Source organism: Aquimarina aggregata, from assembly GCF_001632745.1.
Classification (GTDB): Bacteria; Bacteroidota; Bacteroidia; order Flavobacteriales; family Flavobacteriaceae; genus Aquimarina; species Aquimarina aggregata.
The window spans coordinates 330,617-352,581 of sequence record NZ_LQRT01000058.1; the positions used below are offsets into that span (position 1 = coordinate 330,617).

Genomic DNA, 21,965 nt, shown 5'->3' on the forward strand with positions numbered 1-21,965 from the left:
CGGCATAATCCTTGTTGTTAATATTTTGATGTTATTGTAATGCTAAAAGAAGCATATAACAAGACATTTTTAAGTACCTTTGAGTTTATTATGGGAATCTTCAAGACAAGAAAAAATAAAAAATACAATTATTCACCTCGATATTGGGATGATAATGGAGAAGGTAGTCCATATCAAATGGAACAAAGGTTTGATAAATATCGAAGTACTGTTGGAAAAAATGGAAATTTCAAGGATAAGATAGAGACCGCATGGGATGAATTAAAGCATCATTCAGATAAAAAAGTGAACATGCGCGTATTATGGATTTTTCTAATACTTCTTTTTGTTTTCCTATTTTTCATAGATTTTGATTTATCAATTTTCTTTAGCCCTTCTTGATGTCGGATATCATACAATTATTACCAGATCACGTTGCTAATCAAATTGCTGCCGGAGAGGTTGTACAAAGACCTGCTTCTGTAGTAAAAGAATTGTTAGAAAATGCAATTGATGCCAAAGCTGGATATATCAAGTTAATTATTAAAGAGGCTGGTAAAACTTTAATTCAAGTTATTGATGATGGTGTTGGAATGAGTGTAACCGATGCTCGACTTAGTTTTGAGAGACATGCTACTTCAAAAATTAAAACTGCCGAAGACCTTTTTGAATTAAATACAAAAGGATTTAGAGGAGAAGCTTTAGCCTCAATAGCAGCAATTGCCCACGTAGATTTAAAGACAAAACAAGAGCAAGATGAGGTTGGTACAGAAATTAAAATAGAAGGAAGTAAAGTGCTATCCCAGGAGGCTTGTGTAAATCCTAAAGGCACTTCGATAAGTGTTAAAAACTTGTTTTATAATATACCCGCCAGAAGAAATTTTTTAAAATCTAATGCAGTAGAATTACGTCATATTATAGATGAATTTCATCGAGTTACCATGGCACATCCCGGTATTCGGTTTGATATGTATCATAATGGTAGTGAAGTTTTTAATTTACCAGTATCTAATGATAGGCAACGTATTGTAAATATTTTCGGAGGAAAGACTAATGAAAAACTAGTTCCGATTAAAGAGGAGACTGATCTTGTTACTATTCATGGTTTTGTGGGTAAACCTGAGTACGCCAAAAGATCAAGAGGCGAACAGTTTTTCTTTGTAAATAATAGATTTATTAAAAGTGCGTATCTAAATCATGCTGTAACAGCGGCTTTTGAAGGTTTGCTAAAAGATAAAGCACATCCAAGTTATTTTATTTATCTAGAAGTAGATCCTAAATCTATAGATATTAATATTCATCCCACTAAAACAGAAATAAAATTTGAAGACGAGCATGCGCTTTATGCGATGTTACGTTCTACAATTAAACATAGTTTAGGTCAATTTAATGTAGCGCCAGTATTAGATTTTAATAGAGACGCTTCTATGGATACACCTTATGAGTATAAGAGTAAAATAGCACAGGCTCCAACTATTGAAGTAGACAGAAATTTTAATCCTTTTAAAGAAGAAAAACAACGAACTACGGCTACTAGTAATACGCAAAAGAATTATAGTGCGTTTAAAAAAGAAGCACCTGGTAGTTGGGAAAACTTATATACAGGGTTAGAATCCGAAGTATCATCTAACGATGTGAAACAAACATCGTTTTCTACAGTAGAGTTTGAAAGTGAAGAGCAAACGGGTTCACTATTCGAAACCGATGATAAAAAAGATTTAGAACATCATACAACATACCAACTTCGTAAAAAATATATAGTTACGACTATTAAAAGTGGTATGGTGATCATTAATCAAAATCGTGCACATCAAAGAATTGTATACGAAGAATTACTAAAAAGTATTACGATGGCAAGTGCTGTTAGTCAGCAATTGTTGTTTCCGTTAGTATTATCTTTTTCTAAAACTGAAATAACACTACTTGAAACCGTAAAAGAACAGTTAGAGAACACTGGGTTTATATTTGGAAAGCTTGATTTAGGAGAAATTGAAATAACAGCTATACCTTCGGTAGTAACAGAGAAAGAAGTAGCTACTTTATTAGAGCAGTTGTTAAGTGATTTAGAAAATGAAGTTCCTGATAGTGGTTTTTCTCAGACAGATCTATTGGCAAAGTCCATGTCTAAAAGTATTGCTGTGCGATCAGGGGTAGAATTAGTCCCGGAGCAGCAAAGATATATGGCTAATAGTCTTTTTGCTTGTACAGAGCCTACAATAACACCAGATAATAAGCCAACTTTCATCACGTTAACAGTAGATGAAATAGATAAGAAATTTTAAGTACTATATGGGGAGAATTACAGATACGGTAAAGGTATTATTAATTATTAATATTATATTTTTTGTAGGCTCAACGAGTCTAGGAGATAATGCTTATGAATGGTTTGCTTTATGGTTCCCTAAAAATGATAATTTTCAGGTATGGCAAATTGTGACACATATGTTTATGCATGGCGGTATTAGTCATATATTCTTTAACATGTTTGCTTTATTTATGTTTGGAAGTCATCTCGAAAACTCGATAGGCAAAAATAAGTTTCTTTTTATTTATTTTTTCTCTGGGCTAGGAGCTGTTGGGTTTCAGATTTTGTTTACTTATTTTCAATTTAATCCAGGCTATCAAGCGTATATAGAAGCTGGTTTTTCATCCTCTGAGGTTATTACTTTTATTCAAGAGACTATCGCGGCGGGACAGTATAGTGTTTATCCAGAAATTCCCAGAGATGTTACAGAAAAAATGATTGGAGCATACGCAACTCCGATGGTTGGAGCTTCAGGTGCTATTTTTGGTGTTTTAGCAGCATTTGCCGTGTTATATCCTAATTTACCGTTGTATATCATGTTTATACCTATTCCTATAAAAGCAAAGTATCTTATAGGGGGGTATTTTCTTTTGGATTTATATTCAGGAATTACGGGTCAAGCACTTTTAGGACCTTCAAACGTAGCACATTGGGCACATATTGGTGGTGCCGTTATTGGTTTTATTACCATGTGGTACTGGAAAAAAAATTCGTTTAATCAACATCGTTGGAATTAGTATGGCAACTAATAATTTGACATATCAGTTTAAGACAGCTAATATTATTATTAAGCTAATTGTTATCAATGCAGCATTATTCTTATTTGCCACTTTGGGTGGATGGGGTTTACAGATGCGTCCCGATGATTTAATGGGGTGGTTTGTGTTGCCAACAGAGTTTAATGCTCTGATTTTACAAATTTGGGGTGTAGTAACCTATAGTTTTCTTCATTTTGGATTTTGGCATATTTTCTGGAACATGCTTTTGTTATATTGGTTCGGACAGTTTGTACTTAATTTGTTTACAGAAAAACGATTTCTTACAATCTATTTATTAGGTGCCGTTTGTGGAGGTATACTTTTTGTTTTGGCATATAATTTTTTACCAGCGTTAAATGCGAGACCAGGCTACATTATAGGAGCATCAGCTGCGGTGTTAGCAATAGTAATCTTTATTGCGACGTATACGCCTAATGCAGAGGTAAGAGTTATCTTTTTTAATGTGAAACTATGGCAAATTGGTGTTTTTATGGTGCTTATGGATTTGATACAATTACCAAATCAATCTCCAGAAACAGGAAATGCAGGAGGTATGATCGCGCATATTGGCGGTGCATTGTTTGGGTTCATTTATGCTACACAACTTAAAAAAGGAAATGATATAGGTGCTTGGTTTGAAAAGCTCATGGATGGATTTGCTAATTTATTTAAACCTAAAAAGAAAAGTCCTTTAAAAACAGTACATAAATCAAAAACCTACGCAGCATCTTCTAAAAGAACTACATCTTCAGGAAGTAAAATAAAAAACCCAAACCAAGGAAAAATCGATGCTATACTTGATAAAATTAGTAAAAGTGGTTATGAAAGCTTAACCAAAGAGGAAAAAGACTTTTTGTTTAAGGCAGGAAAGGAGTAAGTAAGCAAACATGAGGAAAATAATCAATAAGATCGTCTTTGTGATGAATTCTATAGCAGCTTTTGCCTTGTTGCTATCGTACTTGTTGCCTTATGTTTCTCCTAAAACTTTTTCGTTATTATCTGTTTTAAGCTTGGCAGTGCCTATTCTTATTGTAATAAATGTGCTATTCTTATTATATTGGCTTATTCTGTTAAATAAAAAAGGAATTCTTTCCCTTGTTGTTTTAATTATAGGAGTATCACACGTTTCATCACTGTATAAAATAAGGGGTAAGTCTACCGATGAAGCCGATAATACAATATCATTAATGAGTTATAATGTACATAGCTTTAACCGTTTTGATTGGATACCTTCAGAAAGCATACCCCAAGACATTTCGAAATTAGTACATAAAGAAAATCCAGATATATTTTGTGCGCAGGAGTTTTATAATAATCCTGATATTAATTTTGATCAATACCCCTATAAATATCAAGATTTTAATAACGATAACGGAGAGTTAGCCTTGGCGGTTTTTTCAAAATTTCCGATTATAAAAAAAGGCTCATTGCATTTTAAGAAAACTGCTAATAATACGATCTATACCGATATCGTAATTCATACGGATACCGTGAGAGTGTATAATGTACATCTACAATCTCATAAAATAAATCCAAAAACAGATGGGTTAACAAAAGAAGCTTCTCAAAAGCTAGTAAAGAGAATACAAATTTCTTTTGTGAAGCAACAAGAACAAATGGAAATACTACTAGCACATATGCAAAAATCACCATACAAAAATATAGTGATGGGTGATTTTAACAATACTGCTTATTCTTATGTCTACAATAAGGTTACCTCAGAAAATTTGCAAGACACGTTTAAGATTGCAGGAAAAGGATTTGGCAAAACGTTTGAATTTAAACTTTTTCCTGTACGTATAGACTTTATCTTAATCCCTGAAGATTATGAAGTGTTAATGTTTGAGAATTTTAATGTGAATTTTTCTGATCATTATCCAATTAGTACAAAAATGCGATTGAATTAGGTTTGATCGAAATATTATTTCTCTTCTAGCCTAGTAGCTTCTTTTGACATTTCTTTTTCCCAATCTCCAGCAAAAGCAGCATGTTTGTTTTTGATCATTTTTTGAATCTTTTCTTTTACTGCTTTTTGAATCTCTACAGGTAAGGTATAAAATTTACTGTTTATTTTGGTTAGTCGCCCATCACTAGAACCACTGTTTTGATGTCTTATAGTTACTCTTTTTTTATTATGATATATCATGATCTTAACTCGACCATCTACGTATCCATCTTGTCCTTTGGTACCATAAACCAATATAAGATCAGTCAAGCCGTCATTGTCTATGTCTGATAATTCGGTGTAATTGTTCCAAAAATCGATTGAAGTTTCCCAATCTTGATCTATATCATCCTTAATAGAAGATTTTTTTTTGAACTGCTTATCTTTATAACTTAGTCTAAGTGCCTGTATTCGATTATTCAAAGTATCATTTTCCTCACTTATTCCTTTGAAATCTTCTAATAAGAGTAAGTAGTATTGTTCTGATTGATCATTGTAAGAATAGGCTTGATAAATTTCAAACTCGGCCCCTACCTTTTTTTTTATTCTTTTTGTAAAGGTTTTAGTGATCTCTTTTTTTGAAAGTTTATGTATTAGTTCTGGATTGATCGTAATGGGGTCATTTCTTTTAAGATCGATAATAGCAATAGGTTGTTGTTCTTCTTTTTTAGGTTCTTTGGATTGTTTTCCACAAGAAAATAACGCTAGAATTAAAACAGAAAGTATAAGTTTATTCATAGATAAAAAATTGATTAAAAATAGACTTAGTAATATTAGTTGAATACTAAATGTAATCAATATTTCCTAAATATGCTGAATATAACCTTTATTGAAATCTGAAATTACGGTGATTGGGTTTTTAAAATTACTCAATACTTGATAAACTTGTGTGTGAAATAACGTTGACTTATTGTGAATTGTGTTGTCAAAACGGTTGATTTGTTACTAATTTAAGTTGACAATTTGTTACATCATCCAACAGTCGACCTGATCTACAACTATATGCCACAGAAGGGCTATACCAACTATTCTGATTTTTTTGAAAAACAACAATATACAATATATAAAGATGGCATAATAACTATGTAAAGGGTGAAATCCTACGCTACAGCGATTGGGATCAAAAATAGGATGGGCTAGTAGGTGATCTAAATCAATAAGCATAGCTCCTATAAAAATAAAGTATACTTTTTTCCATTGTTTTGGAAATAATAAGAGGGCTATCACCAATGGTATCGCAAGATGTAATCCGTAATGCAGTATGGGTCGAACCATTAAAAAATAACTTGATGCTCCAGATAAGTCAAAGCGTTGGTTCCTTCATTAAATAATAAATCAAGAATCGACAGATTAGGTAGAAAACCATATTTTTCTGAAAAAACTTGAATGTACGACTCTAAAGGATATTCATTTTCTCTTCGTGCATTTACAAGTTGTCGCTGATCAATAAGATTTTCGGGATTTTTGTGATAGCTTTTTGTTTTAGAAAATGAAATATCTAATTGCAGGCAATCAAAAAGAATCTGCATACATTCATAATTAAAATCTAAAAGAAATTCTTTCTTTTTTTGAAAAAGAGAAACGAGTTCATCTTCATAATATTCAAAAAAGGGAGAGGTTCTATAAGCCGTTTCTAAAGATTTCCAATGTAATTGTTGCCATTCAAAATCGTTTTCGATGCGAATATCTTTATAGTGCTGCCTGATTTCTTTACCAGAATGCTTTATAGGTACTGTTAATAATAGTTTTCCGTTAGCTCCATAAATATAAGTTCGGTTTCTATACGTTTGTTTTTGAAAATTATCTTCATTCTCAAAAACAACATTTTCAGCTTGTGCTATAGCCACAAACTGCGCTATAGATCCGAAATACATTGGGTGAAGTAGAGTAGTCTTCAATTTTAGAAATCAAATTTTAGATAACAATATGCTTTACTAAGCATTTTTCTTTCTTTTACGATATTGACCATAAATAATCCAACCTACCAAAAGAATTAAGAAATATTTGAAATAAGAAACACTTTTTCCGCTACCACCTACTGTAGTAAACATACGTTCCCATCTAATTTTATTAAATAATCCTTTGGCATTTGTATCCCAGCTAAACCATACAAATACAGGTTTACCTACAATGTGATTTGCGGGCACATACCCCCATGCACGACTGTCTTCACTATTATGACGATTATCACCCATCATCCAGTAGTAATCTTGTTTAAAAGTATAACTATCTATTGGTTTTCCGTTAAGTAATATTTGGGTGCCGTTTACAGATAATTTATTATCTATTCCTAGTTCTGAACCTTCGTACACTTCAATAATTCTTCTGTACAAAGAAAAGCTCTTAAGATTCATTTTTACTGTTTTCCCGGCTTCAGGAATATAGATTGCTCCAAAATTGTCTCTGTTCCAATTTACTTTTCCATTGTTAGGGAAAATTCCAAATTCTTTTTGGCCTTTCGGACTGATACTTCGTTGTATGCTAGATACGTTTGGATGGTTTTTAAACTGTTTAGCAGCATCATTAGTCATTCCCGCCGCTCGAAACTCTGTATTACTAACGAATCCAAACTCATTTGGCTTTATTTTATAACGATTGTACAGGTTTTGTGGATTAAAATTTCTGTTTTTTACAGTTCCTTCATAAGAAAACTGTACTTGTGCACGATCTGGTAATTGATTTTTTTGCCCGTTAATATGCACATAACCATCAATTACCGCTAATGAATCGCCTGGTACTCCGACACAACGTTTAACATAATTTGATTTTTTATCGATGGGTTTGTAGTGACCTAGATTTGATTGATCTCTAAATTTACTTACGGTATCTACTGGCCAACTAAATACTACAATATCATTACGTTTTACTTTCTGAAACCCAGGAAGTCTAAAATATGGGTACTGCGGTTTGCTTAAATACGATTTTTTTCTGACAACAGGAATAGTATCATGCACCATCGGAAATGAAACTGCCGTCATAGGAGTTCGTGCTCCATAATGAAATTTGCTTACAAACAAAAAATCACCTACTAATAATGTTCTTTCTAGAGATCCTGTTGGTATCGTATAAGGTTGCATAAAATAGGTATGCACAATAGTAGCGGCTACTACTGCAAATAAAATAGAACTCGTCCACTCTCCGCTAGCTGTTGTAGGTTTAAGGTCTCTATCTTCAATATATTTTACATCTAACATGTAGTTTACGTAAAAAATATAGAATCCAAGTGTTACCACAACAAGAATAGTATCTTTTGTAGTGTTTTGACCAAAACTCCTAATAGTTTCTACCCAAAGAACAGGTAACATAATGACATTAATTACTGGGATGAAAAGTAAAATTACCCACCACCATGGTCGATTTATGATTTTCATTAAGATCACAGCATTATATACAGGCACAAGAGCCTCCCAAGCTTTTCTACCGGCCTTTACATATAACTTCCATGTTCCTAAAAAATGAATTACCTGTACTATCAGGAAAAAAATAAACCATTCTGTAAGTGTCATCTTATTGTATTTTGTAGTATAAGTATTTTTTATTCGTAAAGTGTTACACTTTTAGAGCCCTAAAACATCTTTCATGTTAAAAACACCAGTTTTGTCTTTTATCCATTCTGCGGCAACAACGGCTCCTAATGCAAATCCGTTTCTATTATGTGCAGTATGCTTAATTTCTATATCATCTACTTCAGAAGTGTATGAAACGGTGTGCGTACCTGGAACATTTTCTATTCTTTTTGCAGTAATAGGAATTGTATTGCCATTTGCATTTCCATTATCTAATTCCCATGCACTCTTGTTACTATTTTCAATAATTCCTTCTGCAAGAGTAATAGCAGTGCCACTTGGGGCATCTAATTTTTGAGTATGATGAATTTCCTCCATAGTGATCCCATAAGTATCCAAAGGATTCATCATTTTGGCTAATTTTTTATTGAGCTCAAAGAAAAGATTAACTCCCAGGCTATAATTAGAGGCATAAATAAATGCACCTTTTTTTTCATTACACAGTGCAACCATATTTTCATATTGATCTAGCCATCCAGTAGTACCTGAAATAACTGGAGTATTGGTATTAAAACAATTAGTAATATTTTGTACGGCAGCAGAGGGGATACTAAAATCTATAGCAACATCGACTTCTGAAAGGTCGTAATCGTTATCGTCTTTATCTACTTTAAGTATAATGGTATGGCCTCTTTCTGTAGCAATTTTTTCTATGGTTTTACCCATTTTGCCATAACCTAATAGTGCAATTTTCATGTTTTGGTGGTTATTGTCTAATATATTCTTTTAAAAACTATAATTTAACGAAACTCCATAGTTAAGTCCAGTAGAATTAAATTCTTCGAAGTTTACTTTAGGTTTAAAAGATAAATCATCTGTAATGTTATATTGTTGTAAATGCGCGGTTACGTTTGCGTCTACAATATTTAAAAGATATGCCGCTACAGTTAAAAGTAATGATAATTCTTGTTCACGTCTAAATCGATCTTGTACATCAATTAATTGATCATTAGAAACTAATATTTCTCCTGTAGTTTGATCTATAAATCGATCATCTGTAAACCCTGCTAGTCTACGTTTATAGATGTCTCTAAATTCATTATATCTATTGTTATTCTGAACGTAGAAATAAATGCCTGTTCCAATTGCTCCGTAAACTGCTGGTAACCTCCAGTACAATCCTTTTCCATTATAAATCTGTCCTAAACCAGGAAGTACTGCAGAGTAAAATGCTGCTCTAGCTGGTGCTAATGGTTCATATGGACGAACCTTATTTCTTTTCTTTTCTTTTTTTCTCTTTCTTTTTTTCTTTTTTACAGCCACTTCCTCGGAGGTGACCTTTAATTCGTCATTTTCCTGTGAATGTATACTTTGAAATGAAAAAAGTATAAAAAATAGGATGATATAGCAACATTTAATTTTCACTATCGATGAGTTTCTTAATACGTTTAAAATCTTCTTCCGAAGAAAATGGTATAATGAGCTTACCACTTCCTTTACTAGTCACTTTTACATCAATTTTAGCACCAAAGTACTCAGAAAATTCTTTAACTCCTTTTAAAATATATTTGGGAGCAGCTGAACTTTCGGGTTTTCCGGTATCAGAAATTTCAGTTTTGTTATTTAAAGACCGTACTAAACTCTCAGTGTTACGAACAGATAGAGAATTTCCTATAATTTTCTCATATATTTCAAGCTGTTGTTGTTGGTCGTCAACATTAACAAGTGCGCGTCCATGCCCCATAGATATAAATCCATCACGCATTCCTGTTTGTACTATTGGATCTAATTTTAATAATCTAAGATAATTGGCTATAGTTGATCTTTTTTTACCTACGCGATCACTTAGCTGCTCTTGTGTTAAGCTAATTTCGTCAATAAGTCTTTGATAAGATAATGCTATTTCGATCGGATCTAAATCTTGTCTTTGGATGTTTTCTACCAAAGCCATTGTTAAAGACTCTTGGTCGTTAGCAATACGGATATAGGCAGGAATTGTTTTTAATCCAGCTAATTTAGATGCACGAAATCGTCTTTCTCCACTGACTAATTGAAAGTTGTTAAAATCTAATTTCCTAACCGTTATGGGCTGGATAACGCCAACTTCTTTTATCGAGGTTGCAAGTTCTCTAAGAGTTTCATCATTAAAACTAGTACGTGGTTGAAATGGGTTAACATCTATACTCTCGAGTTCTAATTCGATAATATTACCCACTACTTTATCTGCATTTTTATCTTCAACCGATTTTATATCATTTTCGGGATCTTTTAAAAGTGCTGATAAACCTCTTCCTAATGCTTGTTTTTTTGTTGCCTTCGCCATGAATCCTTAACTATTTTTCTTAATAATTTCGTGAGCCAAACTTAAGTAATTACTAGCTCCTTTACTAGCGGCGTCATAATTAATTATACTCTCACCATAGCTAGGAGCTTCACTTAATCTTATATTTCTTTGTATAATGGTTTTAAAAACCATTTCGCTAAAATGCTTTTGTACTTCTTCTACTACCTGATTTGATAATCTTAATCGAGAATCATACATTGTAAGTAATAATCCTTCTATATCTAATTCTTTATTATGTATTTTTTGTACACTTTTAATAGTATTCAATAGTTTTCCTAATCCTTCTAATGCAAAATACTCACATTGTATAGGAATAATAACAGAGTTAGCTGCTGTTAGAGCATTAAGTGTTAACAATCCTAGAGAAGGAGCACAGTCAATAAGAATGTAATCGTATTTAGATACTAGATTGTCCATTGCTTTTTTTAGCATATACTCTCTAGAATCTTTATCTACAAGTTCAATCTCAATTGCAACTAAATCAATATGCGCAGGAATAATATCTACATTAGGGGCACTAGTTTCCAGAATTGCATCTTCTGCTTTTACTGTATGTTCCAGAATTTGGTATGTACCTTTCTCTATGGTATCAACATCTAATCCCAGTCCCGAAGTTGCATTTGCTTGCGGATCTGCATCGATAAGTAATACTTTTTTCTCTAGAACACCTAAAGAAGCTGCTAAATTAACTGAGGTAGTAGTTTTACCTACACCACCTTTTTGATTGGCAATTGCTATTATTTTACCCATAGGGGAAGATTTGGATTTACAAGCGATAAAAATACAATTAATTATATATTATAAAAATGAAAAATGTTAACAGTTGAAATTAAAAAAGACCATCCCCCTTTAGGAATGGTCTAGTGTACTTTATGAATTGTTAATAAATAGTTATTTATTTTTCTTAGCACGTATCATTGCTTCCAATTGATCCCACATTTCTTCGGGTACTTGTTCTAACAGGTTAAATTGTCCAGCTCCTTTGATCCACTCACCACCATCTATTGTAATTACTTCTCCGTTTACATAGGCTGAAAAATCGGATACTAGATAAGCGGCAAGGTTTGCAAGTTCTTGATGTTCACCTGTACGGCTTAATGGTACTCTTTTGGCGAAATCGAGTTTTTCGGCCAAGTCACCGGGTACTAATCTATCCCAAGCACCTTTGGTAGGAAAAGGACCTGGAGCAATAGCATTAAAACGCATACCGTATTTTGCCCATTCAACAGCTAAGGATCTTGTCATTGCCAGAACACCAGCTTTTGCAGTAGCACTTGGAACAACATATGCAGAACCTGTCCATGCGTAGGTAGTAACTATGTTAAGTACAGAGGTATTAGTGTATTTCGTATCTATCCAGTGTTTTCCGAAAGCTAGCGTACAATTTTTAGTTCCTTTTAATACAATATCAATAATAATATCAAAAGCGCGATGTGATAATCGTTCTGTAGGGGAGATGAAGTTTCCTGCTGCATTGTTAAGTAGTACATCTACGGTACCAAAAGTTTCAATAACCTTATTTCTCATTGCTTCAACCTGATCATATTCTCTTACATCACATTGCACAGCTAAGCAGGTACCTCCTGTTTCTGCTTCGAGTTCTTTCGCAGTGTTTTCTAATTTTTCCAGATTCCTGGATGTTATGGCTACTTTAGCCCCGAGTTCAAGGAAATATTTTGTCATTGATTTTCCTAAACCGCTACCGCCACCGGTAACAACTATATTTTTTCCTTCTAGAGCCCCATCGCGAAGCATTTTGTCTGTATAACTCATAAGTGAATGATTGTCAATATTTGGTGAAAGTTACAATTAATACTTTATATATACTATGCGTGCATAGTATTTTTTATTCAAAGGTTGAGATTAAAATTTCTAAAATTGTAATTGCTGCATCACTAATTTTTGTTCCAGGTCCAAATATAGCTACTGCTCCGGCTTCAAATAAGTATTCATAATCATCAGGAGGAATTACTCCTCCTACTATAACCATAATATCTTCTCGACCATATTTTTTAAGCTCTGCCACAATTTGAGGTACAAGTGTTTTGTGTCCTCCTGCAAGAGAGGAGACTCCTACGATATGTACATCATTTTCTACAGCTTGTTTTGCTGCTTCAGATGGAGTTTGAAACAGTGGTCCAATATCTACATCAAATCCAACATCAGCATAGCTTGTTGCTACAACTTTTGCACCACGATCGTGACCGTCTTGCCCCATTTTAGCAATCATAATTCTTGGTCTACGACCTTCTAATTCGGCAAATTTATTGGCTAGCTTCCTAGCATTTTCGAAAGATTCATCATTTTTTATTTCTTTAGCATACACACCTGTAAATGTTTTTATTTGCGCTTTATGTCTTCCAAATTCTTTTTCTAGAGCATCACTGATTTCACCTAAAGTTGCTCTTAATTTAGCAGCTTCTACGGCTAACTCTAGTAAATTTTGATCTTCATTAACTGCAGCTTTTGTAAGGTTTTGTAGGGCGTTTTGAACAGCGTCATTATCTCTTGATGCTTTTACTTTTTCTAAACCTGCTATTTGCTGTGATCGAACGGCATTATTATCAACTTTTAAAGTACTAATAGCCTCTTCTTCTTCTAAAGCGTATCTATTAACGCCTATAATAACATCTTGTTCGCTATCTATCCTGGCTTGTTTGCGAGCGGCAGCCTCTTCGATTCTCATTTTAGGAATACCAGCTTCGATAGCTTTAGTCATTCCACCTAATTCTTCAACTTCTTGAATAAGTTCCCATGCTTTTTGGGCAATATCATTAGTCAAAGATTCTACATAATAGCTTCCTGCCCATGGGTCAACAGTTTTAGTTATTTGCGTTTCTTCTTGTAAATATATTTGAGTATTTCTTGCTATTCTGGCAGAAAAATCTGTAGGTAACGCTATGGCCTCATCTAAGGCATTAGTATGTAAACTTTGGGTACCTCCAAAAGCTGCAGCACTAGCTTCTATACATGTACGAGCAACATTATTAAAAGGGTCTTGTGCGGTTAAACTCCATCCACTTGTCTGACAATGCGTTCGTAGCATTAAGGATTTAGGATTTTGCGGATTAAATTGTTTAATTAATTTTGCCCAAAGCATTCTGGCAGCTCTCATTTTTGCAATTTCCATAAAGTGATTCATCCCTATGGCCCAGAAAAAGGATAATCTTGGAGCAAAAGCATCAACATCCATACCGGCTTCTATTCCTTTTCTTATATATTCTAAGCCATCTGCTAAAGTATATGCCAGTTCTATATCACAAGTAGCGCCGGCCTCTTGCATATGATATCCGGAAATACTGATGGGATTAAATTTAGGCATATTCTTAGAGCAATACTTAAAGATATCTCCGATAATGCGCATAGATGGAGTAGGAGGGTATACATAGGTATTACGTACCATGAACTCCTTTAAAATATCATTTTGAATAGTTCCAGACAGAAGGTTTTTTGAAACACCCTGCTCTTCTGCAGCTACGATATAAAATGCCATAATAGGCAATACAGCACCATTCATTGTCATAGAGACAGACATTTTATCTAGAGGGATCTGATCAAAAAGTACTTTCATGTCTTCTACAGTATCAATGGCAACTCCTGCCATTCCTACATCTCCAAATACTCTTTCATGATCACTATCATATCCTCTATGAGTTGCCAAATCAAAGGCAACAGAAAGTCCTTTTTGACCTGCAGCTAAATTTCTGCGATAAAAGGCATTACTTTCTTCTGCAGTAGAAAAACCAGCATATTGCCGTATTGTCCAGGGTCTTCGAACATACATTGTTGAGTATGGACCTCTTAAATAAGGAGGTAGCCCTGCCGAGAAATTAATGTGTTCTAAATCTTTAATATCATCCTGATTATAAGATGAATTAATAGCTATTCCTTCGGAAGTAGTAAAAACAGAACTTTTTTGAGTACTGTGGACTTTTGATTTTTTGGGTAATTCTATCCCTTGAATGTCTTTTCTATTCATTACTTAAAGCTTCACTTTAAATCATGTTAAATTAACAAGGCTATAAAATTAAGGTTTTAGAAATGATTTTTATTCAAAAAATGGATTCTATTTGCTGTTTTTAATATGAATATCATAAAAAACTATCCAAACGCTTTTTCGATAACCATTAAGATGGAGTAATATACGTCAAAGGCGATAAAGTTTTTGATTTCGATTGCGCAAAACTCTTTATCTGGTATATAGTATATTCTTTGTGAGATTAATGAAGTACTAACATTTCCATCTTCTTCTAAAGTATTTACAATGTCTTTGAAGTCGTCACTGTCACTTGTGTTTTTTAAGCATTGTATAAAGCCTCCTCTGTAATTAAAAATTAAAACTTCTTCTTGATTTTTACCAGAAGTAGAAGGACCAGATTTCTTTGTAGCTTCTTGATTCTCGTATTCGCTTAATTTTATCCAAAGAGAATTTTTATTATTTGCAATTTTCTTAAACTCTCTTGCTAACTGAATTGAATTAGTCGACGGAAGCTTTCTTAAGTCTAATGATAAACTAGCAACTTCTGCTAAAAAAGTTCTATATGTCTTTATAGAGTCATTCCCAAATTTGTAATAGGTAAATAAATCATTTTCAAATGATTTATATGCCTTTTCAATAATACCAGTTTCATCTACGCTAAGGCAGAAATTTTTGGTTTGGGCATAATTCAGTTGCGAGGATATTATCAAACAAATGACGATGATCCTAGATCTAATCTTAAGGGGCATTAATTTAGATTTAGTAATGTTAGTGTATAGGCTATAAAATTTTAATTATATAACAAAGTTAACAATAAGTTCTTAAATATTAACGTTTTATTGTGATTTTTTCTCGATAATCTCACTTAATCTACTCTTTATTATGGGTTCGAGTAGTGTTTTTCTTACATTTTTAGAAAGAAATACTTGTTTTTGGAATACAGGAAGTATTTCTTCAGTGTTTTGATATTTGTTAGATCCAGTCAGTACGATTTCACTATTATCAAATAATTCTTGCTCTTTTTTGGCGCTTTCTTTTAATTTTTTTTGAATGTTACCTGATTTTAGCTGATTTAAAAAACCGCCTCCTTTTTCTAGATTTTTAAATAAAAGTAACGCTTCTTCTGCTAATTGATTTGTTAATGTTTCAATGTAATAAGATCCAGAAGCAGGATTATTTACCAAATCAAAATAGCTTTCATTTTTAAGAATTAGTAATTGGTTAATTGAAATTCTTGTGCCAAAATCATTTTCTAAATTATAAATGTCATCATAAGGTAGATTATGAATAGTATCGGCACCTCCTAATATTGCACTCATACATTCTGTCGTTGTACGCAACATATTCACATTATAATCTAAAATAGTTTTATTACGATGGGAAGGAAAAGCTAATATGTGGCAAGAATCTAAAACGTTATATTCTGAAGATAATGAACTCCAAAGAAGTCTAAGTGCTCTTATTTTAGCTATCTCAAAAAAATAATTACCACCAACAGAAACTTTAAATACTATTTCGTTATTCTCTAGGGAATTAAAATTTTTAGTATTGAAAAAGTTTAAATACTCATTGGCATGTGCTAAAGAATAGGCTAATTGTTGAACCATCGTAGCGCCGGCATTTTGATATAAACTAAGGTCAACGCTGATCGTACTCTTTAAAGTATTGGATTGTTTAGCAATTTCTTCTACTGCAGAAAAATCGCTATTTAAATTTTGGAACCAATTTCCTGTGCTAGCTAATTGATGTATGTTATCATTTAAAAGATAAATACTTAAGCCGCTTGTTTTAGCAATAACATCTAATTGCCTGGCATAGGTAGTGGATAAGAATTCTGTTTGGATATAAATTGGTATCTCAGTAGAAAATTTTTGTAATAGTATGTCTGGGTCAATGTCTTCTTCTTGAATTACGAAAAACACACTTTCTGCACCCTTATTTACTCTGTTAAGCCCTTGTTGATTTCCTAAAGAAGCTTTTTCAACATATATTTTTATAGCATTTCTCCAAGAAGAGGGATTTTCGATATCAGCAATATTAGCTATATCTTCTTGATTATAAAAAGGTTTAACATCTATACCTTCTAGGGATTTAAATATTAAGGCTTCATTATAATCAGCACCTTTTAGATCAAATTGAATTTTTTGTTTCCATTGTTTTGCAGAAACCTCATCAAAACTTTCAAATAAGGATTTAGTCATTTTTTTTGTTTTTAGGTACACTATCTTCGTATTCTATAATGTAAATTTCTTCATTGTCGCGCTTCATAAAATACTCTTCTCTAGCAAATTTTTCTAATTCACTACTATCTTTTAGTACTTTAATATCTTTCTGATCTTTAATGATTTCTTTGATATAATACTTTTTGTTGTCTTCTAGTTCTTGAATTTCTTGATCCAGTTCTTTATGAATCAACCAGGAATTGGTGTCCAAAAACAGCATCCATATTACAAAAAGCAAAATGATAAGCACATATTTATTAAAAAATATAGCAAATATCGGTATGAGAGCCGGTTTGTTTTTTAGTTTCTGTAAATAACTTTTTAGCTTCAATCTAAGAGAGATAATGTTTTATGTAAAGGTACAAAAGTTAATTCAAGCGTTCTTTTATTATTGTGCGTACAATATCAACAGCTACATTATTGTAGTGATTATTTGGTATAATAAGATCTGCAAATTCTTTAGTAGGATCGATGAATTGCTGATGCATAGGTTTTAGTGTATTTTGATACCTATCTAATACTTCGTCAATATCTCGCCCACGTTCTGCAATATCTCTTTTAAGTCTTCTAATTAATCTTTCATCGCTATCGGTATGCACATATATTTTGATATCAAAAATATCTCGAATTTCCGGATTGGTCAGAATTAAAATACCTTCGACTATAATTACTTTACTAGGAGATGTACTTATGGTTTCTCCTGTACGATTATGTTCAACAAAAGAATATACAGGTTGTTGTATAGTTTCTCCGTTTCTTAGTTTAGAAAGGTGTTCTGCTAATAAATCAAAATCAATGGATTGAGGGTGATCAAAATTAATTTTTGTTCTCTCATCATACGTGAGATGACTTGTATCTTTATAATATGAATCTTGAGAAATTACGCAAACCTCATTTTCTGGTAATTCATTAACAATTTGATTAACGACTGTTGTTTTTCCACAGCCAGTACCTCCGGCAATACCAATAATTAGCATTTCTTTTTATTTTTGGCAAATTTAGAGATTGTTTTTGAGTTTCAAAGTTTTGCTTCTAGAGTTTTTCCTTTTATTAGAAACACATACTACAAAGGTTCATAGATTACTCCAGAAGATGAATCTTTTGTTGCACCTGTAACGGATTGTAAACAATTTATTTCTTTTCTTTCTCGTAATACTCCCATAAATGCAAAAATTAAAGCTTCTTTAAAGTCAATAATTTTGTCTTCAGGAATAATAACGGTTGCAAAAGGCTTAAGTTTCTGAGTTAAAACTTCTATTAGAAAATCATTTTTGGCACCACCACCTGTAACTAATACTTTTGAGCTATTTTTTTTGGTTTTTTTGATGTCATTTGTAATTTGAGTGGCTATATGATGAACAGCAGTATGTAGTAAATTTTCGATAGTATCAGATGGGTTATCAATTATAGGAATTACTTTTTGGGTAAACCATTCATAGCCTAATGATTTTGGGGCTTTTAGATCATAATATTCTAATGTATTAAGGCGTTCTAATAATAAAACATTTATTTGTCCGGTTTTAGCCAATTGTCCGCCTTTATCGTACTCTAGGTTTATTTTAGAGCAGATATAGTTAAGAAGCATATTCACAGGAGAAATATCATAGGCTATTCTTTTATGATTGTTACTAAAAGACACATTACTAATACCACCTAAATTTAGGCAAAAATCATACTCATTAAATAAATGTAGGTCTCCGATAGGAACCAATGGGGCACCCTGCCCTTTATAGGAGACATCGTTTACTCTAAAATCACAAATTACTTTTTGACCGCTACTATTGGCAAGATGTTGTCCGGAACCTATTTGATAAGTTAACCCAATTTCAGGTTGATGAAAAACAGTATGACCATGACTAGCAATAAAATCAACACTTAAATTATGCGTGGTGATGAAATTGTCGACCTGTCTACCTAACCAAATGCCATATTCATTATTGAAAGCCAATAATGCTGATGCTTCAAGATGTACAGTGCTTTTTAATTTTTCTTTAAATTCTTTTGTATACTCTATTGAAATAGCTTTCTCGATAGAATAGTGCCAAATCGTGTTTTCTTTTTTGAAATGGCAATAGGCGATGTCTAAACCATCAAGAGATGTACCAGACATAAGACCTATTACTTTGTATGTTTTTGAATTTTTCAAATTGTAGAAGTAGGGTTATAATTTTTTTTGAAGAAGAAATATGAACGAAAGATCTGGTGTCAAAGGAGTCTTCTTCTGTATTGTTTTAGTATTGAATGCATCATCAAAACTGTTTTAGAGAACCTAGCTGTTCTATATTTTGTCGATATAATTCAATTCTAATTGATCTGGATGTATTTCGGGGATGGATTTTTTATAAAAAAAGTCGATTATTTGATTTTCAAGATAAGGAGACATTTTTTCAATTTCTTTTTCTTGAAATAAATTAAATGCATTCATAGCTTCAGTTTCCTTAAATTCTTTGATAAGCGCATCTGGTTTTTTTACAATATCAATACCTTTGTAGGTTTCAAATTTTTTCTTCATCCATCTGTGACTTATCAATTTAATCAAACTATTACGAGCATCTTTTTCAAGCCTATCGATTTCTTTAGTGCTTTCTGGATTCTCTTTTATAACACGATCTAATTTTACTTTTGCCTTTGTGAATTGTCTTTCAAATTTAAAATCAATATAACGCATATCGGTTTTTATTTTTCCTACAACTTCGTGCAATGAATTGTCATAGGCAATAACAAACTCTTCATAGCTGTATAGTGCGTCAAGAAAGATGATCGCATTTTTTTTATATAGTCTTGGGATCGCTTGATGTTTTGTGTTTTTAAAAAGCTCATTAAGTACTGTTTTTATTTCTGAAGGAATACCAGCAAATTTCGAATCGTTTTTTAGAGCTCTTAATTTTGATGTTATTTCTAGTCTTGTGCCTTTATAAGATTCAGATCTGTATTTAAACTTATATATTTTAGAACCAATAGTTGATTTTGGAGCAACAAATTGCGATACTCCTCCATTATTATTGGATTCTTCGATTTTTACAAAATTCCTTTCGTTTTGTTGTGCATGAATATGGTATATCAAAAGAAATACTATAGTAAATGAAAAGGATTTCATATGATTGAGTATTAATTAGTAAAAGCCAAACAAAATGTGCGATGTATTGAATTATATTAATCACATTACATAGTGTTAACGTAACCTATTTGGTTATTGTTATACCATATAGTAAGTGTTTATCAACACAAATAGAAGAGGGGCGACTATTATGGTCTTGAATAGGTATAAAGTTAAGAAAATCAATTTTATTAGGAGATAAAAAGATGTTTTAATAAAAAATAATTAGCGCGTAGCTTACTTTTTTATTGCAGTAACTTCTTCAATGGTAACCATATTTTTTTGAGTATTTCCCCAATTATTCATAATGTAATTCATTACATCAGCAATTTCCTCATCTTCAAGACCTAGAGGTGTCATTGCACTATTATAGGCAACTCCGTTTACAGTTATGGGACCATTTAGTCCATATTTTACAGAATGAATACTTTCTTTTCGTTTTTCGATAAGCCAATTAGATCCGGCGAGTGGAGGGAATACTTTTGGAGTTCCTTTTCCATCTGGTAAATGGCATTGCATACAAAAATCACTATATACCTCTTTACCACGAGCAATACTTTCTGTAAGTTTTGCATCCTGAATTTCTGATTTTAAATACAACGAAGTTGATAATGTGCTAATTTCACTTTTTTGTGCAGTAATAGAAATACTAACTATTAGTACTAAAACTTCTAATACTAAGAATCTTTTGATATGTCTTTTCATCTAATTTGGAATTATTTTTACGATACCTTTATTTTCTATTGCAACATATATGAAGCCATCAGGCCCTTGTCTTACGTTACGTACTCTTCCCATACCATCCAGTAGTTTTTTTCTAGACGTAACTTTATTATTAGTTAATTCAAGTAATTCTAAATATTGAAATTTTAATGATCCTACTACTAAGTCATTTTTCCAGTCGGGATAGATATCACTAGTTACAAAATCCATACCGCTGGGGGCGATTGAAGGAACCCAGTAATATAAGGGTTGTTGCATTCCGTCTTTTTTTGTTATGTCGGTGATAGAAGTTCCGCTATAATTAATACCATAAGTAATTGTAGGCCATCCATAATTAAGACCTTTTTTAATAGGGTTAATTTCATCACCGCCTCTTGGGCCATGCTCATGAACCCAAATTGTACCGTCTGGATGTATTGCCATTCCTTGTGGATTACGGTGCCCATACGAAAAAACTGCTTTTTTAGCACCTTTCTTATCTACAAACGGATTGTCTTTTGGGATGCTGCCATCATCATGTAAACGATATATCTTTCCGCCATCTTTGGTTATATCTTGTGGATTAACATCTCTATTTCCTCGATCTCCAATAGAAAAATAAAGGTATCCTTGGGTATCAAATTCTAGTCTAGAACCAAAATGGTGACCTTTGGTTGTATTAGGGGTGCCTTTGTATAATTCTTCAATATTTGTTAATTGATTTTTTTCAAGTTTTGCTCTAATAATAGCTGTATTTCCACCTTTTTCGGTACCTTTTTTAGAAGAGTATGCTATGTAAATCCATCCGTTTTCTTGATACTTAGGGTGTAATTCTATATCTAATAGACCTCCTTGATTACGATTATAGACTTCTGGAACATTAGAGATTGTTGTTTTGATCTTGTTTTTAAAATGAATTAACGTTCCGCTTTTTTCAGTAATAAGCATACTGCCATCAGGTAACCAGGTCATTCCCCATGGGATTTGTAATTCTGGAACTATTAGTTCTGTAGTATAGTTTTTAGGGTCTGCTTCTATAAGAATATCATTTTCTTTTTGCTGTGCGCAAGCCGAAAATACTGTGATTAAAAGTATTAAAAAAGATAAGAATTTCATGGATGATTTTAT

The 21,965-nt window shown here is 32.5% G+C and carries 23 protein-coding genes; 5 read left to right on the top strand and 18 right to left on the bottom strand.

The window, feature by feature from the left end; translation table 11 throughout:
* Positions 1 to 39 precede the first annotated feature (39 nt).
* Genes AWE51_RS24560 through AWE51_RS24580 form a run of 5 tightly spaced genes read left to right on the top strand, consistent with a single transcriptional unit; the run spans position 40 to position 4,949 of the window.
* Entirely contained in the window at positions 40 to 381 is a 342-nt protein-coding gene (locus AWE51_RS24560) for a riboflavin synthase subunit beta (protein WP_317041854.1), read from the top strand.
* Complete coding sequence (mutL, locus tag AWE51_RS24565) at positions 381 to 2,261, top strand: DNA mismatch repair endonuclease MutL (RefSeq protein WP_066319590.1); 1,881 nt, start codon at positions 381 to 383, stop codon at positions 2,259 to 2,261. Before AWE51_RS24560 ends, mutL begins: the two co-directional genes overlap by 1 nt.
* A gap of 7 nt (positions 2,262 to 2,268) precedes the next feature.
* Positions 2,269 to 3,021 (top strand): rhomboid family intramembrane serine protease, encoded by a 753-nt coding sequence (locus AWE51_RS24570; RefSeq protein WP_066319591.1) that lies wholly within the window; start codon positions 2,269 to 2,271, stop codon positions 3,019 to 3,021.
* 1 nt (position 3,022) lies between these two features.
* Positions 3,023 to 3,919: a rhomboid family intramembrane serine protease gene (locus tag AWE51_RS24575; RefSeq protein WP_066319592.1), complete on the top strand. Its 897-nt coding sequence runs from the start codon at positions 3,023 to 3,025 to the stop codon at positions 3,917 to 3,919.
* Positions 3,920 to 3,929: 10 nt separating this feature from the next.
* Positions 3,930 to 4,949 carry an endonuclease/exonuclease/phosphatase family protein gene (locus tag AWE51_RS24580; protein WP_066319597.1) on the top strand — a complete coding sequence of 340 codons (1,020 nt, stop codon included), beginning with the start codon at positions 3,930 to 3,932 and terminating at the stop codon, positions 4,947 to 4,949.
* Between the two features lie 14 nt (positions 4,950 to 4,963).
* Here the strand turns inward: AWE51_RS24580 and AWE51_RS24585 are convergent, their stop codons facing one another.
* The 18 genes from AWE51_RS24585 to AWE51_RS24670 all read right to left on the bottom strand — a co-directional run bounded on the left by AWE51_RS24585 (position 4,964) and on the right by AWE51_RS24670 (position 21,953).
* A complete protein-coding gene (locus tag AWE51_RS24585) occupies positions 4,964 to 5,725 on the bottom strand; it encodes a M949_RS01915 family surface polysaccharide biosynthesis protein (RefSeq protein WP_066319604.1) in 762 nt (253 codons plus the stop codon).
* Between the two features lie 228 nt (positions 5,726 to 5,953).
* A complete protein-coding gene (locus tag AWE51_RS24590; RefSeq protein WP_066319606.1) occupies positions 5,954 to 6,262 on the bottom strand; it encodes a DUF6122 family protein in 309 nt (102 codons plus the stop codon).
* Positions 6,262 to 6,885, bottom strand: coding sequence for a WbqC family protein (locus AWE51_RS24595; protein ID WP_066319608.1), 624 nt, complete (start codon positions 6,883 to 6,885; stop codon positions 6,262 to 6,264). Before AWE51_RS24595 ends, AWE51_RS24590 begins: the two co-directional genes overlap by 1 nt.
* 36 nt (positions 6,886 to 6,921) lie before the next feature.
* Positions 6,922 to 8,493, bottom strand: coding sequence for a signal peptidase I (gene lepB / locus AWE51_RS24600; RefSeq protein WP_066319616.1), 1,572 nt, complete (start codon positions 8,491 to 8,493; stop codon positions 6,922 to 6,924).
* 51 nt (positions 8,494 to 8,544) lie between these two features.
* A complete protein-coding gene (gene dapB / locus AWE51_RS24605) occupies positions 8,545 to 9,249 on the bottom strand; it encodes a 4-hydroxy-tetrahydrodipicolinate reductase (RefSeq protein WP_066319617.1) in 705 nt (234 codons plus the stop codon).
* Positions 9,250 to 9,279: 30 nt separating this feature from the next.
* Positions 9,280 to 9,918, bottom strand: coding sequence for a DUF5683 domain-containing protein (locus tag AWE51_RS24610; protein WP_232517451.1), 639 nt, complete (start codon positions 9,916 to 9,918; stop codon positions 9,280 to 9,282).
* Positions 9,908 to 10,816: a ParB/RepB/Spo0J family partition protein gene (locus AWE51_RS24615; RefSeq protein WP_066319618.1), complete on the bottom strand. Its 909-nt coding sequence runs from the start codon at positions 10,814 to 10,816 to the stop codon at positions 9,908 to 9,910. Before AWE51_RS24615 ends, AWE51_RS24610 begins: the two co-directional genes overlap by 11 nt.
* A gap of 6 nt (positions 10,817 to 10,822) precedes the next feature.
* Positions 10,823 to 11,587 carry a ParA family protein gene (locus AWE51_RS24620; protein WP_066319620.1) on the bottom strand — a complete coding sequence of 255 codons (765 nt, stop codon included), beginning with the start codon at positions 11,585 to 11,587 and terminating at the stop codon, positions 10,823 to 10,825.
* A gap of 141 nt (positions 11,588 to 11,728) precedes the next feature.
* Positions 11,729 to 12,610 carry an SDR family oxidoreductase gene (locus AWE51_RS24625; RefSeq protein WP_066319622.1) on the bottom strand — a complete coding sequence of 294 codons (882 nt, stop codon included), beginning with the start codon at positions 12,608 to 12,610 and terminating at the stop codon, positions 11,729 to 11,731.
* 73 nt (positions 12,611 to 12,683) lie between these two features.
* The gene (gene scpA / locus AWE51_RS24630) at positions 12,684 to 14,816 is read right to left on the bottom strand and encodes a methylmalonyl-CoA mutase (RefSeq protein WP_066319623.1); all 2,133 of its coding nucleotides are present in this window, start codon (positions 14,814 to 14,816) and stop codon (positions 12,684 to 12,686) included.
* A 122-nt stretch (positions 14,817 to 14,938) separates the two neighbouring features.
* Positions 14,939 to 15,565 (bottom strand): hypothetical protein, encoded by a 627-nt coding sequence (locus tag AWE51_RS24635; RefSeq protein WP_147405081.1) that lies wholly within the window; start codon positions 15,563 to 15,565, stop codon positions 14,939 to 14,941.
* 87 nt (positions 15,566 to 15,652) lie between these two features.
* Positions 15,653 to 17,017, bottom strand: a complete 1,365-nt coding sequence (locus AWE51_RS24640) for a methylmalonyl-CoA mutase subunit beta (protein WP_066319631.1) — start codon at positions 17,015 to 17,017, stop codon at positions 15,653 to 15,655.
* On the bottom strand, positions 17,010 to 17,276 hold the full coding sequence (locus tag AWE51_RS24645) for an FtsB family cell division protein (protein ID WP_317041855.1): 267 nt from the start codon (positions 17,274 to 17,276) through the stop codon (positions 17,010 to 17,012). Before AWE51_RS24645 ends, AWE51_RS24640 begins: the two co-directional genes overlap by 8 nt.
* A gap of 130 nt (positions 17,277 to 17,406) precedes the next feature.
* The gene (gene udk / locus AWE51_RS24650) at positions 17,407 to 18,015 is read right to left on the bottom strand and encodes a uridine kinase (RefSeq protein ID WP_066319636.1); all 609 of its coding nucleotides are present in this window, start codon (positions 18,013 to 18,015) and stop codon (positions 17,407 to 17,409) included.
* 86 nt (positions 18,016 to 18,101) lie between these two features.
* On the bottom strand, positions 18,102 to 19,184 hold the full coding sequence (locus AWE51_RS24655; protein ID WP_082832605.1) for an anhydro-N-acetylmuramic acid kinase: 1,083 nt from the start codon (positions 19,182 to 19,184) through the stop codon (positions 18,102 to 18,104).
* Positions 19,185 to 19,316: 132 nt separating this feature from the next.
* Positions 19,317 to 20,135 carry a hypothetical protein gene (locus AWE51_RS24660; RefSeq protein ID WP_066319639.1) on the bottom strand — a complete coding sequence of 273 codons (819 nt, stop codon included), beginning with the start codon at positions 20,133 to 20,135 and terminating at the stop codon, positions 19,317 to 19,319.
* 237 nt (positions 20,136 to 20,372) lie between these two features.
* Positions 20,373 to 20,840 (bottom strand): c-type cytochrome, encoded by a 468-nt coding sequence (locus tag AWE51_RS24665; protein ID WP_066319641.1) that lies wholly within the window; start codon positions 20,838 to 20,840, stop codon positions 20,373 to 20,375.
* Positions 20,841 to 21,953: a PQQ-dependent sugar dehydrogenase gene (locus AWE51_RS24670; RefSeq protein ID WP_066319644.1), complete on the bottom strand. Its 1,113-nt coding sequence runs from the start codon at positions 21,951 to 21,953 to the stop codon at positions 20,841 to 20,843. It lies immediately after the preceding gene.
* Between the last annotated feature and the right edge of the window lie 12 nt (positions 21,954 to 21,965).

Coding starts and splice junctions, on each gene's coding strand:
- AWE51_RS24665 (WP_066319641.1), bottom strand. CDS start 20,840: ATGAAAAGACATATCAAAAGATTCTTAGTATTAGAAGTTTTAGTACTA.
- AWE51_RS24590 (WP_066319606.1), bottom strand. CDS start 6,262: ATGGTTCGACCCATACTGCATTACGGATTACATCTTGCGATACCATTG.
- lepB (WP_066319616.1), bottom strand. CDS start 8,493: ATGACACTTACAGAATGGTTTATTTTTTTCCTGATAGTACAGGTAATT.
- AWE51_RS24660 (WP_066319639.1), bottom strand. CDS start 20,135: ATGAAATCCTTTTCATTTACTATAGTATTTCTTTTGATATACCATATT.
- dapB (WP_066319617.1), bottom strand. CDS start 9,249: ATGAAAATTGCACTATTAGGTTATGGCAAAATGGGTAAAACCATAGAA.
- AWE51_RS24620 (WP_066319620.1), bottom strand. CDS start 11,587: ATGGGTAAAATAATAGCAATTGCCAATCAAAAAGGTGGTGTAGGTAAA.
- AWE51_RS24580 (WP_066319597.1), top strand. CDS start 3,930: ATGAGGAAAATAATCAATAAGATCGTCTTTGTGATGAATTCTATAGCA.
- AWE51_RS24640 (WP_066319631.1), bottom strand. CDS start 17,017: ATGACTAAATCCTTATTTGAAAGTTTTGATGAGGTTTCTGCAAAACAA.
- scpA (WP_066319623.1), bottom strand. CDS start 14,816: ATGAATAGAAAAGACATTCAAGGGATAGAATTACCCAAAAAATCAAAA.
- mutL (WP_066319590.1), top strand. CDS start 381: ATGTCGGATATCATACAATTATTACCAGATCACGTTGCTAATCAAATT.
- AWE51_RS24570 (WP_066319591.1), top strand. CDS start 2,269: ATGGGGAGAATTACAGATACGGTAAAGGTATTATTAATTATTAATATT.
- AWE51_RS24625 (WP_066319622.1), bottom strand. CDS start 12,610: ATGAGTTATACAGACAAAATGCTTCGCGATGGGGCTCTAGAAGGAAAA.
- AWE51_RS24635 (WP_147405081.1), bottom strand. CDS start 15,565: ATGCCCCTTAAGATTAGATCTAGGATCATCGTCATTTGTTTGATAATA.
- AWE51_RS24560 (WP_317041854.1), top strand. CDS start 40: ATGCTAAAAGAAGCATATAACAAGACATTTTTAAGTACCTTTGAGTTT.
- AWE51_RS24615 (WP_066319618.1), bottom strand. CDS start 10,816: ATGGCGAAGGCAACAAAAAAACAAGCATTAGGAAGAGGTTTATCAGCA.
- AWE51_RS24670 (WP_066319644.1), bottom strand. CDS start 21,953: ATGAAATTCTTATCTTTTTTAATACTTTTAATCACAGTATTTTCGGCT.
- AWE51_RS24575 (WP_066319592.1), top strand. CDS start 3,023: ATGGCAACTAATAATTTGACATATCAGTTTAAGACAGCTAATATTATT.
- AWE51_RS24585 (WP_066319604.1), bottom strand. CDS start 5,725: ATGAATAAACTTATACTTTCTGTTTTAATTCTAGCGTTATTTTCTTGT.
- udk (WP_066319636.1), bottom strand. CDS start 18,015: ATGCTAATTATTGGTATTGCCGGAGGTACTGGCTGTGGAAAAACAACA.